17 protein-coding genes and 1 other annotated feature are annotated in these 16,247 nt (G+C 45.6%); of the genes, 7 read left to right on the top strand and 10 right to left on the bottom strand.

Going from position 1 to position 16,247, the window contains the following annotated elements:
• Window positions 1-59: 59 nt before the first annotated feature.
• Window positions 60-380, bottom strand: a complete 321-nt coding sequence (locus tag G9G57_RS20675; RefSeq protein WP_013370783.1) for a hypothetical protein — start codon at window positions 378-380, stop codon at window positions 60-62.
• 389 nt (window positions 381-769) lie between these two features.
• Here G9G57_RS20675 and G9G57_RS20680 point away from each other — a divergent pair, with 389 nt between their 5' ends.
• Window positions 770-1,009, top strand: a complete 240-nt coding sequence (locus tag G9G57_RS20680) for a hypothetical protein (RefSeq protein WP_013370782.1) — start codon at window positions 770-772, stop codon at window positions 1,007-1,009.
• Window positions 1,010-1,137: 128 nt separating this feature from the next.
• Here the strand turns inward: G9G57_RS20680 and G9G57_RS20685 are convergent, their stop codons facing one another.
• On the bottom strand, window positions 1,138-1,287 hold the full coding sequence (locus G9G57_RS20685) for a hypothetical protein (RefSeq protein ID WP_016821028.1): 150 nt from the start codon (window positions 1,285-1,287) through the stop codon (window positions 1,138-1,140).
• A 215-nt stretch (window positions 1,288-1,502) separates the two neighbouring features.
• On the opposite strand from G9G57_RS20685, the gene G9G57_RS20690 reads away from it, so the two are divergent.
• Window positions 1,503-2,525: a flagellar motor protein MotB gene (locus G9G57_RS20690; protein ID WP_230681838.1), complete on the top strand. Its 1,023-nt coding sequence runs from the start codon at window positions 1,503-1,505 to the stop codon at window positions 2,523-2,525.
• Window positions 2,526-2,556: 31 nt separating this feature from the next.
• Here the strand turns inward: G9G57_RS20690 and G9G57_RS20695 are convergent, their stop codons facing one another.
• The 3 genes from G9G57_RS20695 to G9G57_RS20705 all read right to left on the bottom strand — a co-directional run bounded on the left by G9G57_RS20695 (window position 2,557) and on the right by G9G57_RS20705 (window position 5,144).
• On the bottom strand, window positions 2,557-2,895 hold the full coding sequence (locus G9G57_RS20695) for a L,D-transpeptidase (RefSeq protein WP_016821026.1): 339 nt from the start codon (window positions 2,893-2,895) through the stop codon (window positions 2,557-2,559).
• Window positions 2,896-2,977: 82 nt separating this feature from the next.
• Complete coding sequence (gene rsgA / locus G9G57_RS20700; protein WP_017427963.1) at window positions 2,978-4,075, bottom strand: ribosome small subunit-dependent GTPase A; 1,098 nt, start codon at window positions 4,073-4,075, stop codon at window positions 2,978-2,980.
• A 472-nt stretch (window positions 4,076-4,547) separates the two neighbouring features.
• Window positions 4,548-5,144 carry a DUF2087 domain-containing protein gene (locus G9G57_RS20705; protein WP_013370777.1) on the bottom strand — a complete coding sequence of 199 codons (597 nt, stop codon included), beginning with the start codon at window positions 5,142-5,144 and terminating at the stop codon, window positions 4,548-4,550.
• 260 nt (window positions 5,145-5,404) lie between these two features.
• On the opposite strand from G9G57_RS20705, the gene G9G57_RS20710 reads away from it, so the two are divergent.
• From G9G57_RS20710 to G9G57_RS20720, 3 genes are all read left to right on the top strand, one after another.
• The gene (locus G9G57_RS20710) at window positions 5,405-6,376 is read left to right on the top strand and encodes a YpdA family putative bacillithiol disulfide reductase (RefSeq protein WP_016821023.1); all 972 of its coding nucleotides are present in this window, start codon (window positions 5,405-5,407) and stop codon (window positions 6,374-6,376) included.
• Window positions 6,377-6,398: 22 nt separating this feature from the next.
• Complete coding sequence (locus G9G57_RS20715) at window positions 6,399-6,842, top strand: DUF441 domain-containing protein (RefSeq protein ID WP_013370775.1); 444 nt, start codon at window positions 6,399-6,401, stop codon at window positions 6,840-6,842.
• Between the two features lie 139 nt (window positions 6,843-6,981).
• Entirely contained in the window at window positions 6,982-7,494 is a 513-nt protein-coding gene (locus tag G9G57_RS20720) for a hypothetical protein (protein ID WP_013370774.1), read from the top strand.
• Between the two features lie 133 nt (window positions 7,495-7,627).
• Here G9G57_RS20720 and G9G57_RS20725 read toward each other — a convergent pair whose 3' ends face one another.
• Window positions 7,628-7,930 (bottom strand): HesB/YadR/YfhF family protein, encoded by a 303-nt coding sequence (locus tag G9G57_RS20725; RefSeq protein ID WP_016821022.1) that lies wholly within the window; start codon window positions 7,928-7,930, stop codon window positions 7,628-7,630.
• A gap of 334 nt (window positions 7,931-8,264) precedes the next feature.
• The gene (locus G9G57_RS20730; protein WP_225164874.1) at window positions 8,265-8,465 is read right to left on the bottom strand and encodes a hypothetical protein; all 201 of its coding nucleotides are present in this window, start codon (window positions 8,463-8,465) and stop codon (window positions 8,265-8,267) included.
• A gap of 50 nt (window positions 8,466-8,515) precedes the next feature.
• On the opposite strand from G9G57_RS20730, the gene G9G57_RS20735 reads away from it, so the two are divergent.
• Both G9G57_RS20735 and G9G57_RS20740 read left to right on the top strand, forming a co-directional pair.
• A complete protein-coding gene (locus G9G57_RS20735) occupies window positions 8,516-10,273 on the top strand; it encodes an ABC transporter ATP-binding protein (protein ID WP_164965498.1) in 1,758 nt (585 codons plus the stop codon).
• Entirely contained in the window at window positions 10,273-12,363 is a 2,091-nt protein-coding gene (locus tag G9G57_RS20740; protein ID WP_164965499.1) for an ABC transporter ATP-binding protein, read from the top strand. Before G9G57_RS20735 ends, G9G57_RS20740 begins: the two co-directional genes overlap by 1 nt.
• Before the next feature lie 113 nt (window positions 12,364-12,476).
• Here G9G57_RS20740 and G9G57_RS20745 read toward each other — a convergent pair whose 3' ends face one another.
• The 3 genes from G9G57_RS20745 to G9G57_RS20755 all read right to left on the bottom strand — a co-directional run bounded on the left by G9G57_RS20745 (window position 12,477) and on the right by G9G57_RS20755 (window position 16,172).
• Complete coding sequence (locus G9G57_RS20745; protein ID WP_164965500.1) at window positions 12,477-13,445, bottom strand: S-layer homology domain-containing protein; 969 nt, start codon at window positions 13,443-13,445, stop codon at window positions 12,477-12,479.
• A 276-nt stretch (window positions 13,446-13,721) separates the two neighbouring features.
• Window positions 13,722-15,446 carry an arginine--tRNA ligase gene (gene argS, locus G9G57_RS20750; protein WP_017427959.1) on the bottom strand — a complete coding sequence of 575 codons (1,725 nt, stop codon included), beginning with the start codon at window positions 15,444-15,446 and terminating at the stop codon, window positions 13,722-13,724.
• A gap of 60 nt (window positions 15,447-15,506) precedes the next feature.
• Window positions 15,507-15,765: a binding site (T-box leader), on the bottom strand.
• A gap of 77 nt (window positions 15,766-15,842) precedes the next feature.
• Window positions 15,843-16,172 (bottom strand): four-helix bundle copper-binding protein, encoded by a 330-nt coding sequence (locus G9G57_RS20755; RefSeq protein ID WP_016821017.1) that lies wholly within the window; start codon window positions 16,170-16,172, stop codon window positions 15,843-15,845.
• Window positions 16,173-16,247: the final 75 nt, after the last annotated feature.

Here is a 16,247-nt window from a genome sequence, read left to right on the forward strand (position 1 = left end):
TCCCCCTTTTCGCTTACTATTTCATTTTACCAAGGTTTCATATTATTTCATGTGTGTATTTACCCATTTTTTTCAGTTTGAAACAAAGAACGCCTTCCATATACAGGCGCCTCGTCCTGAGTTGTCGAAAAAGCTCGCTGAATGCGCACGGTGCAGCCTTCCCGTAAGCCTGCTCCTGTGAGTAGCTGGTTATCCTCCACTCTGAACCAAAGCCCTTCCGGGAACTTTGCTTCCATAATATATTGCATGCCTTCAGCCGGAGGCTCACCAAAAATACGCACACCCAGCATCAATTTTAAATGTTCTACCGAGTATTCATCTGCCACCTCAATATCAAACCACTCTGTTTCCTGTCGTCCTGAAAGCACGGTCAGGATCATCTGTCATCCCTCCCGATCCTTAATTTATACAGCAATACTCACGCAAAAAGCCTATTTCTACGGAAATATGGCTATCGTAACTGTAGCATCCGCCTATTAGACTGTCAATTTGTTACAAAATACCCACACTCAAAATAAAACGGTGACTATAGTCATGCTTAAAATTAATAGTAGAGTCATATGAATCAAAAATAGGGATTTACAAATTTCATTTGCGTGCTTACGTCATTTTGTCGATTAGGTAGAACTAAATTCGATTGTTACCCAAATTGTTGTGAACACTTTGTAAATTTTTCAGACCTTTATGTTTTTATAAGGTGTTTTTAAGGTAATTTTAAGAAACGGGCACTACAATAAAGCCATGAAATAACTCAGGTGAGGTGATTTTTGTGAGAACATTAATTACATTTCAAAACAAACGTATTCCCGTATACTTCAATCAAGAAAATAAGCAACCGGTACAAAAAACCTTAAAACTTCTAAGTAATACTTTGGAGAACAAAATCTCCAGTGGCAAGCGTGCCCTTCAAAAATGTCTTAACTCTTTGATCAGTATAGAGATTGTCGGTTGTGAAGCCATCCTGCATAGCGTTAGTGAAAATGATTCATTGGCATTGTCCCTCTATTAAGAGGGACTTTTTTTTGTTTGCATTAGACACAAAAAAGAGAGGGGCATTTCAGCACCCTCTCCAAATCAGCGGTTATGAAACATGCTACATGTGACTTACCGCAGCCTATGCATTTGATCAGACTCTATTTATAGTATTCTGCGATAACCTTTTTTACCGCCTCGTTCCTTTTTCTGCGCCTTCTCAATTCGTATTCTAAACAGTTCTAGTAAATTAGCGCGTGTATGTTCTTCCCGGCAGTTGTCCAGCTTTTTTAAGATAAAACGGTCAATGGACATATGACTCAGGCTCCTTTACAGCAAGCTGCCCCTGCTTTTCAAGGGGATGATCCGGCTATCCATTTTTAACCATTCCATCTGTTGTTTAAACACGTACGATTTGACTAGGATAAAGCAGGCGGGATTACATACCCTTTAAATAGGGTAAATACATAAAGTTTCGAAAGTTTTATCAGTTTAGCCTGGAAGCTACGGACAAGGAGCGAGCAAAAACCATGAGTAAGCACATAATGACCAAAATAAGCTGGAACCTTTTATGTATGTTCTTCATCCTAACTATGCTGGCTGCATGCAGCAGGGAGAAAGCCTCAACTCGAAGTATGGCCCAACACGAAGCTGAAGCACGTGCCTATACCGTGACAGGTAATCCGAACCAAGCTGCATCATCCCTTGATGAACGAGCTGCCAACGATGCACCTGTCCACCAGCAAGGCAGCAGCTATGTCGAAATATCAGGTGACGTAAGTATAGATAAAAATACAGTGAAGGTTACAGGGCATTCCAATCTGCCGGCTGGAGCACGGATCAAAGGGAATCTTGCAGTCAAAAACTCTCTGTTAACCGGATATACGGACGAGACAACTATTCAAAAGGACGGAAGTTTTATACTCCAAGTGCACCGACCTGGTATACAGGGGAGTATGGATCTGACTGTTCTGTTCCGTCCAGATGACCAAGACAAAGAAATACGAAATCTGTATGGTAGTGGTGGCAACAAATTAGAAGGCCCTTATGTATATCAATACGAAGAAAACGAACAACTTTTGCAAGAAATTCGGATAGGTGCTGAGTTTGATCCTGAACAAGACCGCCATGTCCCTCTAATTAAGCCTGTCTGGAACAAACCAAAGGACTACGGTAATCCTCAAGTGTGGATTAAGCCCGATGTGAGGCAAAAAGGAAATTATTATCACGTATATGCGCGCAGCAATTTGCTCGAGGGTTCGGACGTCAAGCTCACAATTGATTTTCCGGGACGATGGCAGTTTGGCTACGATGATCAAACCAAGGTCATGCCTGATGGTTCCTTCAGCATGAGGGTCAAAAAGCCGAGCCTTGCCAACCGCTACACCCTGGTCATAAGTTTCGAGCCGAACGAAGATATGTGGATCAACGCCAAACAGGCTTATGGTACAAAAGGAGAGCGTCTTGCGGGATCATTAGTTAAATCCGCAGACGACAAAAAGGGCTCCAAACGGATTGAAGCCCGTGTCCAAATTCAACCCAAATCGTACTAGGCAGCCAAAGGAATCCTATATCATCTAGCTGTTATGGCTGTATCGTGACCGGCGTCCCTATACTTACCTTCTCTTGAAGCTCCAGTACATCCTTATTATGCATTCGAATGCAGCCATGTGACACCAACTTGCCAATGGACCATGGCTCATTGGTGCCGTGAATGCCATAATGCGGCTTGGACAGCCCCATCCAGAACGCTCCGAAAGGACCGCCCGGATTGGGCTGTTTGTTAATAATCGTAAAATGCCCATGCGGTGTTTGTGTAGCCACCTTCCCAATACCGACTGGATAACTAAGAACGATCTGACTTCCATCTTTTAAATATAGACGACGATCCGATAAATCCACCACAATGCTGTAGTTCGGCATATGTTCACCCCTCTACACCATATGCCGACTACCACATAGATTTTCTTAAATTTCTACAAATGATGTTTCATGACAGCTCGCCTTACCACTCCACATCACGTCGCCAACCACCTCGCTGATCCCTGCGGCCCGGAGTTGTACTTGAACGGCTATCTTTTCTACGTCGGTCTGCTTCCTTGCGTGCCTGATATTCCAGTTCCCGCTGCATCTTGCGATAATTGTTCACTCTGGATTCAGATAATTCCCCTCTTTGGATAGCTTCCTCCACCGCACATCCAGCTTCTCCCTTATGCTTGCAATCGGCAAAACGGCATTGCTGAGCTGTTTCCATAATATCAGCAAAGGTATGAGCTACACCCGTGGAATCATCCCATAGATTAAGCTCGCGCATACCGGGTGTATCGAGCAGAACGGCTTGCTTTGCAATGGGAAAAAGCTGTCGGTGTGTGGTTGTATGCCTGCCTCGGCTGTCTTCCTCCCTCACATCCTGTGTCAGTTGAACTTCAGCCCCGGATAGCCAGTTCACTATTGTGGATTTGCCACTACCGGAAGAGCCAGTCAAAGCAACCGTACACCCAGGCTCAAGGAACGCCTCCAGCTGCTCTCTGCCTTCGTTCTGCAAAGCAGAAATTACGATAACGGGTACTCCAGGAGCAACTCCTTCCGCTTCTGCAACCCGCTGTTCGACATCTTCACAAAGGTCACTCTTACTCAACACGACAACCGGGTTTACTCCGCTATTCCAGGCCATGATTAAGTACCGTTCTAATCTGCGCATATTAAAATCATGATTCAGCGCATTAACAAGGAAAAGCGTATCTACATTGGTCGCGATCAGTTGCTCCTTCGTCTCAAAGCCTGCAGCCTGTCTAGATATTTGGCTTTTGCGTGGCAAGAGAGCATGGATTACTGCATCCGATACTTCGTCCGACGTGGTGATGGCCACCCAATCCCCTACAGCCGGCATTTCCGCCGGGTCAACAATAGCATGTCTTAGCTTACCTGAAGCGGCTCCCCAGCGTTCCCCATCCATCGTAATAAGCTTCACCTTTTGTCCATAATCGGCAATCAAGCGGGCAGGGCGTATCTGCGTGTTTCCTGCTCGTTCCTCATAGTTTTGCTTCCATTGGTCCCACAAACCGTTCCAGTAATCAGACCAACCGTATTCATGTATACTCATTATTTTCCTCCTGAGATCATGTTTAATTTTTTTTGGTGTTACTCAATAGGTGTACATTTTTCTCTCCGCAAGCAAACAACGCAAAAAATCCGCAGGGAAACCCCTGCGGAATGTATACAGCTCAAGCGATGTGATCCGTTCGTTCACTTATGCAAGCAGTCTTACACGGACTACTTTCGAAACCAACAACCGGATAACAAAACACTTGACCATAAAAAAATCCGCAGGGAATCACTCCCTGCGGATTTCGTTGGTTCTACTGTCCAACCAACTGCTGAGCTAAGACTATAGATCTAACAGTCTTTAGCCGTGCATCGTCCGTGCGGGAGACAAGTCATTCTGCTGCTGAACCCATTCACTCATGTTCGTACGCATATAACATCGCCTCCTCCTAAAATTTCCTTTATCATACAAGTCCATCAATTGTCTGTCAAGGCTGATTCTAAACATTTAAAACTATTTCAAGTTTTGTTTAACGTACCTGATCCCATCGTGTCCACATTTCACGCGGGTTCAATTCGTACATTTCTCGCTCCCTGTACATAAACTGATGCATGATCAGTTCACGCCGAATCGTCGCAAAATCCTCATGGTATTGCTTGATCCACTCGTTTAGTTCACGTTCAGGATAGATGCGCCCTGGCTCCAGTTTTTCGGCGAGCATCTGTAGTACGATCAATTTTTTCTTATACTGGGCAGGAATTTGACGCAACTTGCCGTCCTTGGCAAAAAAATTGCGTAAAACCGTTGCTTCCAGCGTTTCATTCAATTCGGACATATCTTCCTCTTCCTCTCCTTTTTCAAAAATAAAACGCACTGTCGCCTCGGCATGCTGCCGAATCAGCTCTGGGTTCAGTGTAAAATACACTGTGTTTTTATCACGGCGTTCCTTAATCAACCCGACCTCTCGGAGTTTGGAAGCATGATGCGTAACCGTAGGCTGTGACAGATTTAGCTTTTTCGCCAAAGCTTGACCATGCATCTCACCACGGGATAAAAGGAGTAATATTCGCATACGCGTTGGGTCCGCAAGTGCTTTATGATAATTGACCATTTTATCTAGTTGCACCGTAACTGCACCTCTTTTCACTACTACAGATTTCCTATGCAAGCAAATTCGCTTAACCTAAATAGATAATTATCTAATTATATGTTTGTCAAATGTTTCTGTCAATTCTCTCTTCCATCATCTCTTTCTGAAAACGGCTGGATATTGTGCACACATTACGGTAGGATTATTATTTGAAAACTTCTCACACACTGAGCTATTTGCATCAATTCTGAGATCCGTTTGACGAAATAAACTAATACAACTGGAGGTTCATCCAAATGCACGACGTAATCATTATCGGTGGCGGACCTTGCGGACTATCCGCTGCAATCGAATGCAGCCGCAGAGGTTTGCGTACGATCATTATTGAAAAAAGCAACATCGTTCACTCCATTTTTCTGTATCCAACAAATATGCAGTTTTTTAGCACCGCTGAACTATTGGAAATCGGTGATGTTCCGTTCAGCACTCCCAATGACAAGCCTTTTCGTCATGAAGCACTTGCGTACTATCGCAAAGTAGCCTCACATTATAACCTGGACATTCAGCATTATGAGGAGGCTCAATCCATTCAGCGGCAGGAAGACGGTACATTTACCGTACATACTCTAAGCAAACGGGAAATAACCAAGAGCTATTCTTCACGCTATGTCGTCGTGGCTACGGGATATTTTGATCATCCGAACTATCTGGGCATTCCCGGGGAACAATTGGATAAAGTCACTCACTATTTCAGCGAAGCCCACCCCTATACAGGAACCCGGGTCGCAGTCATCGGCGGTAGTAACTCTGCGGTAGATGCTGCAATGGAATTGGTGCGGGTCGGGGCTACGATTGATATGGTTTATCGTCGTAATGAGTTGTCTCCATATATCAAACCGTGGGTTCGTCCATTGTTCGACAGTATGGTACAAAAAGGGAAGATCACACTGCACTTAGGCGCACGCATTACTGAAATTCATCCAGACCATGTTATCGTCACTCCGATGAATACAGAAGCATTCCAGCTCGAAAATGATTTTGTACTGGCATTGACTGGATTTCACCCAGAACGAAAACTACTGGAGTCTGTCGGCGTCCACATGGCTGAAGATCTGGACAAACCCGAATTTAATCCTGCCACGATGGAAACTAACATCCCAGGTATATATGTCGCCGGAGTTATCGCTTCAGGCAGCAATGCCAATGAAGTGTTTATCGAAACAGGTCGCTGGCACGGGCGTCAAATCGCCGAACATATCCAAAGTTAAACGATCGAAGGAGAACAACTGAATGGATTACAGCTCACTTATCCTACTGGTACTGGCTGGCCTTGGAATTATCAGTGGCAACTCAACCGTGACGATTGCTATGGTAGTACTACTACTGCTGCGGGTAACCAGCTTTCATACTGCTTTCCCCTGGCTTGAAAAGTATGGCTTGACGATCGGAATTATTATTTTGACGATTGGGGTCATGACCCCGCTAGCCAGCGGTAAAATCAGCATCAATCAGGTGACAGAGTCCTTCCTGCACTGGAAGTCCCTGCTCGCGATTGGTATCGGAATTCTGGTAGCCTACCTTGGCGGCCGCGGAGTAACTTTGATGTCCGGACAGCCTATTATTGTGACAGGTCTACTGATCGGGACCGTCATTGGCGTTGCCTTCTTTAAAGGGGTTCCTGTTGGACCTCTGATTGCTGCCGGGCTGCTCTCCTTATTAATCGGTCGCTCCTAAATTTCTAGACACAGGATTGAAAAGAGCCGTTCAACAAATATACAAATGAATGATGGCAATCTGCATATCTGGCTGAATTCAGTCCCGCTTTGTGTTATACTCAAATCGCATAATTTGGTAAATGCAGGAGGCTTGACCGATGTCTCGACAATTTGTAACGGAAGCTGTAATGGTGGCTATATATGGCCAGTTGCTTACATCTCCCGCCCCTGTGGAATATATAGTGCCTTACACATCACTGCTAGAGCTGTACGAATTCCAGGACAGTACAGAGCCTCTCATGGATAACCCTATGGATGATCAACATGTGAAGCGAAAGGTAAGTGAGCTGATCAGTTATTTTGAAGAACCGTTGAATCAGAAAAAAATTCGGCGTGCCCTTCAGATGCCTTGGGCGAAAAGCTTGCCAATCCTATTCGATGCCAATACATCACTCATTGTCATTAATGCTGTTGATACGGCGCATTACGGAGAATATTTTGATCCGATTGAAACCGAACTGGTGTTGACAGCTCAGCGTGAAGCATTACCCATCCTGACTGATCAACTGGACTGGATTCACCGCATTATCGAAGCTTCCGTACCTGTACATGTGTACGATATTGATGATTTTGATTTTGCAGTCGATGGTCCGATGTTTAACAACCCTTAACAATGCGGCATCCTGCCCTAACCACAATAAAGCGGCGGAGTATCATGTGCAGGTTCATCCCCTGCCACACGATACTCCGCCGCTTTTCATGTGCATAAACCATTACTGGCATGCTATTTTTAACGTGGAGGCATTAAGCTTGTTCATCCTTTTCATAGGTGTAAATAATGTCGTCATGTTCCTCCAAATACTTAACTTCCAGATGATGGCCCTTCAGATACCAGTAATCCTGGTCCTCCATATAAAACGTAATGCCAGCCGCTTCATGCTGTAATGCAGGGTGCTGCGGAGGCTCTACGGCAATTCCCAGAGAAAAGCCTGGATGCAACCCACCGCCGGAACTATAGCGAACAAAAAAACGGATGGAATCTCCACGATTCAAACCGAGCTCCTTAATGTACCACTGTGCCGCAGGTTCAGTTACCTGTATGCTCATGCGTTATGCTCATCTCCTTGTACAATGACGTCCTGTTAACTATATCATAGCATCTTTTGGAATAACGACCAACCGTCTCTCCCCATGCAGCTTCCTGGACAAGTCATATACATTTTTTTGAAAAAGGTTTGACAATTCGTAAAAAAGGGTGTTAAGATTCAACCATACGAGATCCATTTTGAAATTTATTACCAATTTGAACGATAACTCATGTAAGAATAACCCCATTTTGAGGAAGAAAGGAGTGTTTCCGGTGCTAAAATTTATGATTGTATTTCACCCACATCTACAAACAAAACAACTTCATACCGGAGCATCTCCCCTGTCGCATCCTTTAGAATTGGGCCATTTCTGTTGTATGGTTTAATACGAGTGGCTGCCTGCGTTTGAGCAGTTTTTCAGTGGTGAGTGTGCTGAAAATACCTGCACGCCATATGATATTGAGATTTAAGGCATATCGTCTGCGGACGGTATGCCTTTTTTGCGCCTGTTGCCGAATCGTACTTGTGGCAGCAAGCCGCTGTTGTTTCTTCAAAATGGTACACAACTCTCGAATGAACTTGACATGAAAGGATGGGATTCCTCTTGTTCTCAGTACTCAAAAATTTAGGCTGGTTTTTTAAAAGAGAACGAAGCCGATACGCCATTGGATTGTTTTTGCTGATTGCGGTTGGCGTTTTAGAGCTTGCTCCACCTCGGCTGCTAGGCAGCGCCATTGATGAGATTGTACGCGGTTCGATTTCCTGGTCCTCGCTTTGGCGTTATATTTTGTACATCATAGGCATTCTTGCCGTCATCTACTACATTACGTACATATGGATGCACAAGCTGTTTGGTGGTGCTAATCTGGTGGAGCGCCTATTGCGCACACGTTTTATGAATCATCTGCTGCGGATGACCCCTCCATTTTTTGAACGCAATCGTACAGGCGATCTGATGGCTCGTGCCACGAACGATCTTCGATCTGTCGCAAGTACAGCAGGCTTCGGTATGTTGACATTAACGGACTCCACTGTCTACCTTACCGTTGTATTGGTTGCCATGGGCACCCTGATTAGCTGGAAGCTAACACTGGCGGCCATTCTGCCCCTTCCTTTTATTGCGCTGGCCATGAGTATTTACGGTAAAGCCGTACATGAGCGTTACACACTAGCACAAGATGCATTTGGCGATATGAACGACCAGGTGCTGGAGTCGGTGGCTGGTATCCGTGTCATTCGGGCTTATGTGCAAGAACGAATGGACGAAAAACGTTTTGCCGATATTACTGAGGATGTGTTTCGTAAAAACTTGGCAGTGGCCCGAATGGATGCTCTCTTTGAACCAACAATCCGTTTATGTGTAGGACTTAGTTACGTTATCGGACTCGGGTATGGTATTTATCTGGTATTTCATAACGATATCACGCTAGGCGAACTGGTATCTTTTAACATGTATCTAGGAATGATGATTTGGCCGATGTTTGCCATTGGCGAACTGATTAACATTATGCAGCGCGGTAGCGCTTCCCTGGACCGGGTCAATGAAACTCTCGATGTCCAGCCAGACGTTCAGGATGTAGCCCAACCTGTTCCAGTGGATCATCCCGAATCCATCACTATGAAAGACGTGACTTTTCGTTATCCTACCTCCACGGTTGACAATCTGTCACATGTGAACCTGGAGCTCAAACGCGGAGAAACACTAGGTGTCGTAGGTCGAACAGGCAGCGGGAAATCAACTTTGCTCAAACAGCTATTGCATGAATATCCGACTGGCAGTGGTGATATTTTAATTTCCGGCACTCGGCTGGAGGACATTGCAGTAGAACAATTACACAGCTGGATTGGCTACGTGCCGCAAGAACAAATTTTGTTCTCCAAATCGGTGCGCGAGAACATTCAGTTCGGGAAGCCCGGGGCAGATGATGGCGACATCATGGAAGCGATCCGTACGGCTGCCTTTGACCAAGATTTGGGTACCCTGTCCGATGGGCTGGATACACTGGTCGGAGAAAAAGGCATCGCCCTGTCCGGCGGTCAGAAGCAGCGTGTTTCGCTTGCGCGCGCCTTTATCGGTGATCCAGATATTCTAGTGCTCGACGATGCACTGTCAGCAGTAGATGCTCGCACGGAAGCACGTATTATTGACAATATCCGGCATAAGCGCTCGGGTAAAACAACCTTGATCTCCACTCACCGTCTATCGGCTGTAGAGCATGCAGACCGGATCGTCGTGCTGGAGCAAGGACGTATTATTGAGGAAGGAACCCACAATGAGCTGCTTCAAGCTGACGGATGGTACCGACAACAATATGAACGGCAACAAGTGGAATCTGATCTGACCTCAGGGGAGGTATCCTAATGAAACCCAATATCGGCAAAAGGCTGTTCCAGTATGCACTGACGAGCAAAGCGGGTTTTATTGCCGCTCTCATCGCCCTGGCTATTGGAGTAGCCGCTGAGCTGGCCGGTCCCTTCATCGCCAAAACGATGATTGACGACCACATGCTCGCTATTGAAAAACCATTTTATGAAACGACTAGTGTGGACGGCACTATAAGTTATGCTGGAACCCATTTTAAACGTGAAGATCGCTTTGAGGCCGGGGAGACCAAAGGGCGCGAAGCGAGGATTTTACAAGTCGGCAGATCTTTTGTATTTGTCGATGGTTCCGTCCAGGTAGCGGATGGTAACCGATCCTTTACGAACGGTACGCTGACCGTGACACGCGGCTCCGACACCTTTCATTATAAAGCTAAGGCTCTAACGGCTGATGAGCTGTATAGCTTTTACAAACCGGAAATGCCCGGCATTTTTCAGCTGATTGGGTGGTATTGCTTCTTTTTAGTCGTTTCGATTTTTGCCGAGTTCGGCAAAACATACTGGCTGCAATCCTCGGCGAACAAAGTCATTCAGAAGCTTCGGCTTGATCTCTATGCACACATTCAGCGCTTGCCAGTTTACTTTTTTGATAACTTACCCGCAGGCAAGGTCGTATCCCGTGTTACGAATGACACGGAGGCAGTCAAAGATTTGTTTGTGGCTGTACTCTCAAACTTCACTTCAGGGATTGTAACGATGGCAGGGGTATATGTGGCACTCTTTCTACTGGATTTCAGACTGGGTCTTATCTCTCTATTTATTGTACCGTTGCTGATCTTATGGATTGTATTGTACCGCAAGGTTGCAACCCGCTATAACACGATCATCCGATCCAGGCTCAGCGAGATTAATGCGATTATTAATGAATCCATTCAGGGGATGTCCATTATTCGTGTATTCAGGCATCAGAAACAAACACAGCAAGAGTTTGAAGAGTTAAATGATGACTATATGAAGCATCAGAATAAAATGCTGAATTTGAACGCTTTTACTTCGCACAATTTGGTCAACGTGTTGAGAAACCTCGCTTTCGCTGTCGTGTTGTGGTATTTTGGATCTGCGGCGCTTGGCACTACAGGTAGTGCGATATCACTAGGGGTATTGTATGCCTTCGTCGATGTGCTGGGTCGATTGTTCCAACCTATAACGGGGATGGTCAACCAGCTCGCCGTACTGGATACTTCCATCGTATCCTCAGGACGCGTATTTGAATTGATGGACGAAACTGGAGAGCCGGTGACAGATGGTACGATGCCGCGTTACAAAGGCCAGGTAGAATTTAATGATGTTTCCTTTGCCTACAAAAAGGATGATGTGCTTAAGCATATTTCCTTTACAGCACAGCCCGGCCAAACGGTTGCTCTTGTCGGGCATACCGGATCAGGTAAGAGCTCAATTATCAACCTGCTATTCCGGTTCTATGATCCGCAAAAAGGAACGATCACCATTGACGGAACGCCTGTCAAAAGTATTCCTAAGCAATGGCTTCGCCATCATATGGGTATTGTGCTTCAAGACCCATATTTGTTCACAGGTACGGTAGCCTCTAATGTCAGTCTCGGAGATAGTAGAATTACGAGAGAGCAGGTGAATAAAGCGCTGCATGACGTTGGCGCCGACAAACTGCTAGCCCATTTGCCCCAAGGATTTGATGAGCCTGTTATTGAAAAAGGCAGCACCTTATCCGCCGGGCAACGTCAGCTTATTTCTTTCGCTCGCGCGTTAGCCTTTGATCCGGCCATTTTAATTCTGGATGAAGCTACCGCCAATATTGATACCGAAACGGAAGCGCTCATCCAATCTGCTCTTGAAGTGCTCAAAAAGGGACGTACGACCTTTATCATTGCCCACCGTTTGTCCACCATTCGTAGTGCAGACCAAATTTTGGTGCTGCATCGGGGTGAAATTGTTGAACGGGGTAGCCATGACGAGCTTATGGCCCAAGGCGGACGTTACTTCCAAATGTATCAACTCCAGTCAGGAACGGTTGCAGCTGAATCTGTGTCTTCCTCAGCTACATCTTCTGCGCAAAATGACTTACTTACAGGCAAAATCGCATTTAAAGCTTAAATGATACTAGAGCTTGGGCTTACAATTAACATTTAGCATTAAAAAGCCAGCGGTCTCCATTCATATGGGGAACTCGCTGGCTTAATTTTATATATGACATATGGCTTAAAGTTTTACTTTGCTACAGACGTGCCTGTTCCAGTGGGCGGAAGCACGGTTCCATCGACTGCTTTGAGCGTAACCTTATACTTACTGTCTACCAATGTACTGGTGTGGGTATCCGTAATGACTTGAATATTCATTTCCCCTGGTTTTGGACTAGTCAGCTTGTAGTAAATGACTGCATTCGTTTCATCTACGTAGTCGATGTGATCCACTTCAATGCCATAACCCGGATTAGGTGCCTGCAGACGAGTGATGGTCACTTTGTTCTGCTGGTCATTCGCCTTCTCTATGCTCATACTAATATTGGTTTGTTGAGCCGGGTCTACAGGCTCAGCTGGATTTTCCGGAGTGGCTTGCACCGGTTTATGATTTTGTACAAACTCGGATGCATGATAGACCATTTCAGCTGCCTCCATCCGCGTTACTTTACGATCCGGGTTAAAGTTGCTCCCCTCATCCAATGTTGCAATTTTGGTCAACAAAAGAAATTGAACTGCTTCGTTCGACTCTTGGTCTAATTTTTTGCCATCTGCTATGTTAATAAGCATACGGACCGTTGGATATTCCCCCGTTGCACTCACTGCTTTATACAGAATATTCGCGAATTGCTCCCTAGTCATGCGGGTACTTGGATCAATATCCGGTGACAGAGGGATTTGGTGCTGGACTGCAATCCGATAGGAATCGGCATACCATGCGGAAGTCGGAATGTTTGCAAAGGAGCCCGTTGTAAAATCAGGCATAACCTGAAGATCCATCGCCCGAACAACCAAGTGTACTCCTTGTGCATACGTGAGCGTTTGATCCGGTGCAAACTTATCCTTGGTTATCCCTTGAATAATTCCTTTGTTCTGAAGTGAACTTACGATCTTCTCCTGCTCAGCTCCCTTTATATCACGAAAAGCAGAAGCCGACGTAGCCACAGCCAATGAACAGACGACAAGCAGCGCAGCTGCCACGCTTTTATTTTTGATCATGAGATACACCTCCATGTTTACTTTGCTTCTATACTTACGGACGCAATAAAACCATCAAATGTTTCAAATATGCACAAATTGGTTGCAAAACATTGGAATACCCTGCGATTAGTGTAACCCGTCTTGCTCTTTTCTGCTCACCATCTCCATGCAAACCCAAAAGTGTCTATGATAGTTTTCCTTTTACAGCGCCTTTTAGAGAAAAGAGCTAATTCGCAGTAATTTTAGCTAGCAAAAGCAGCAGTGAACCTAACAAAAATACCCACTTGTGGTAGCTTACATCCGGTTAGGAGCTTTCAGTCCAAGAAGTCGCAGTGTACTTGCCAGCATATCTGCAGTCTGTTCCGCCAACTGAATGCGCCACTGTCCACCATCGACAATCCTTTCCTTAGCATAAAAACGGTTGAACGCCTGTGCTGTATCCAATGCAAATCTAGCAATAACCGAAGGTTCCAGTTGCTGAGCAGCACGTATCAGCTGCCCGTGATAGCGATCCAACTGCTTAAGCAAGGTCCAGCCTGCGTCACCCAGCATTTCATCCGAAACGATATTCCATTCAGGAGAATGCCCTTCTTGACCAAGGACGTTGTCACTGGAATTAGAATCAACCTCAGCGCGAGCGCGAGCTTTCTCCAGAAGGCTGCGTATACGCGCATGGGTATACTGCACATAAGGGCCAGTCTCACCTTCGAAGGTCAATGCCTCCTCCAACGAAAAATCCACTTCATTCAGACGGTTATTTTTTAAATCGCCAAAAATAATCGCTCCGATGCCGACATCTTCTGCTATTGCCTCTTGTTCCAGCAAATTGGGATTCTTCTCCGTAATAATGGCTTGAGCACGCGCTACAGCTTCATCCAGCACTTCCTCCAGTTTCACCACCTTGCCGCGTCTTGTGGACATTTTTTTGCCTGCAAACCGCATTAAACCAAACGGTACATGCCCACATTGCTCTGCCCATGCCTCCCCTGCATGCTTGAGCACCGCAAATACCTGTTGGAAATGTAACTTCTGTTCCCCGCCAACGACATACAGCAGCCGATCAGCCTTCATCACTTCATGACGATAAATCGCTGTTGCCAGATCACGGGTGGGATAAATGGTAGTCCCATCCTTCTTCAAAATAAGACACGGCGGCAGCTGCTCGTCTTCCAGACGAACCACAAGTGCTCCATCACTTTCCTCCAGCAATCCTTTTGCTCTTAATTGGGCAACAACTGCCTGCATTTTATCATTGTAAAAGCTTTCCCCCAACACATGGTCAAACGAAATGTTAAGGCGTTGGTACATACGATCAAATTCACCCAGACTGACTTCAACAAAAAACTCCCATAGTTGTTGAGCCTCAGTATCCCCGTGCTCCAAACGTCGGAACCATTCGCGACCTTCATCCTCCAAAGACGGGTCATGCTCAGCCTCCTGATGAAAACGGACATATAGCTTCAATGATTCCCCGATCGGATCCTGTTGTAGCTGCTCTTCATTACCCCATCTTTTATAGGCCGCAATTTGCTTGCCAAATTGTGTTCCCCAATCCCCTAGATGATTCACACTAATCGGTACATATCCGGTTTCACCAAGTATGCGATACAAGGCGGCACCGATAACAGTAGAGCGAAGATGACCGATACCAAATGGTTTCGCAATATTGGGCGAGGACATATCAATTACTACTCGCTGTCCATGCCCAATATTGGGCTTGAGAAACTCAGTCTTGCTCAATTCAGCTAGCATCGGTGGAATATGAACAGATCGATCCAATGTAATATTTACATAGGCACCCGATGCTGTAGCGGTTAGACCCGCTTCATGGCTTACTAGCTCTGCCAATTCCATTGCAATATGCTGTGGAGACTTTCGAAATTTCTTAGCCAGCACAAAACAGGGAAACGCCACATCTCCCCATTCAGGCTGCGGAGGCACCTCGAATAAAGATAAAACTTCTTTCTCCTCCAAGCCCGTATGAGCTAAAATAGCTTGGGTAGCAATCATCAACAACATGTTCCTCTCTCCTTCTTTTTATAGGATCTAACAAAAAAAAGCCCTCGCCTCTTGATATAATCAAGAGACGAGAACTTCGATATCCCCGCGGTACCACTCTTTGTAAATCGGTTGTGTAGATAAAGCTAGCTTACACAAATCGCGATTTCACTCCATTGACAAATAACGGTGTCAGCCGGGTTGATCTACTAGAAGTTCTTATCGTTGGATCAACCGTCTCCCGGGTGCGCTTCACATCGGATTTCATACCGGCTTCCACCTCTTCCGGCTCGCTGTAATGATACGGTTCCGTTGCTACTCTCCCGTTCCTTGACGTTAATTCCCACCATTATACAAACCTATTTAGTAGAAAGCAACCTTTTATTCCCTCTTCAGGGACTAGTTCTGTATATGTAATTACACTGCCACCAATTGGCGACAAGCCTCAACACAATGACGGCAGGCCTCTGCACAATGTTTGCAATGATTATGGGAATGCTTGCTGCATTCAGCAGCACATACCTCACAGGCTTTGGCGCATAGCTCACAGATTTCCTCGGCAAAATCCGTTCCGCGCTGCAACATTTGAGCAGCAAACCCACATATCTCTGCGCATTCCCTACTCACTCGAATACATTCACGCAGCATAGCTAAATCATATTCCTTCAAACTTGCTACATAGCATACATTGCAAGCGTTCATACATTCCAGGCAAGCATCCACGCATTTTTGGTATGAATGATTCATAATACATTACCTCCCAGTTGTTGATCCTGCTGTACTATTACCCGCTGAGCCTTGAAATTAATCAATTGATGTTCG

The organism is Paenibacillus sp. EKM211P (assembly GCF_011066175.1).
Lineage (GTDB): Bacteria > Bacillota > Bacilli > Paenibacillales > Paenibacillaceae > Paenibacillus > Paenibacillus polymyxa.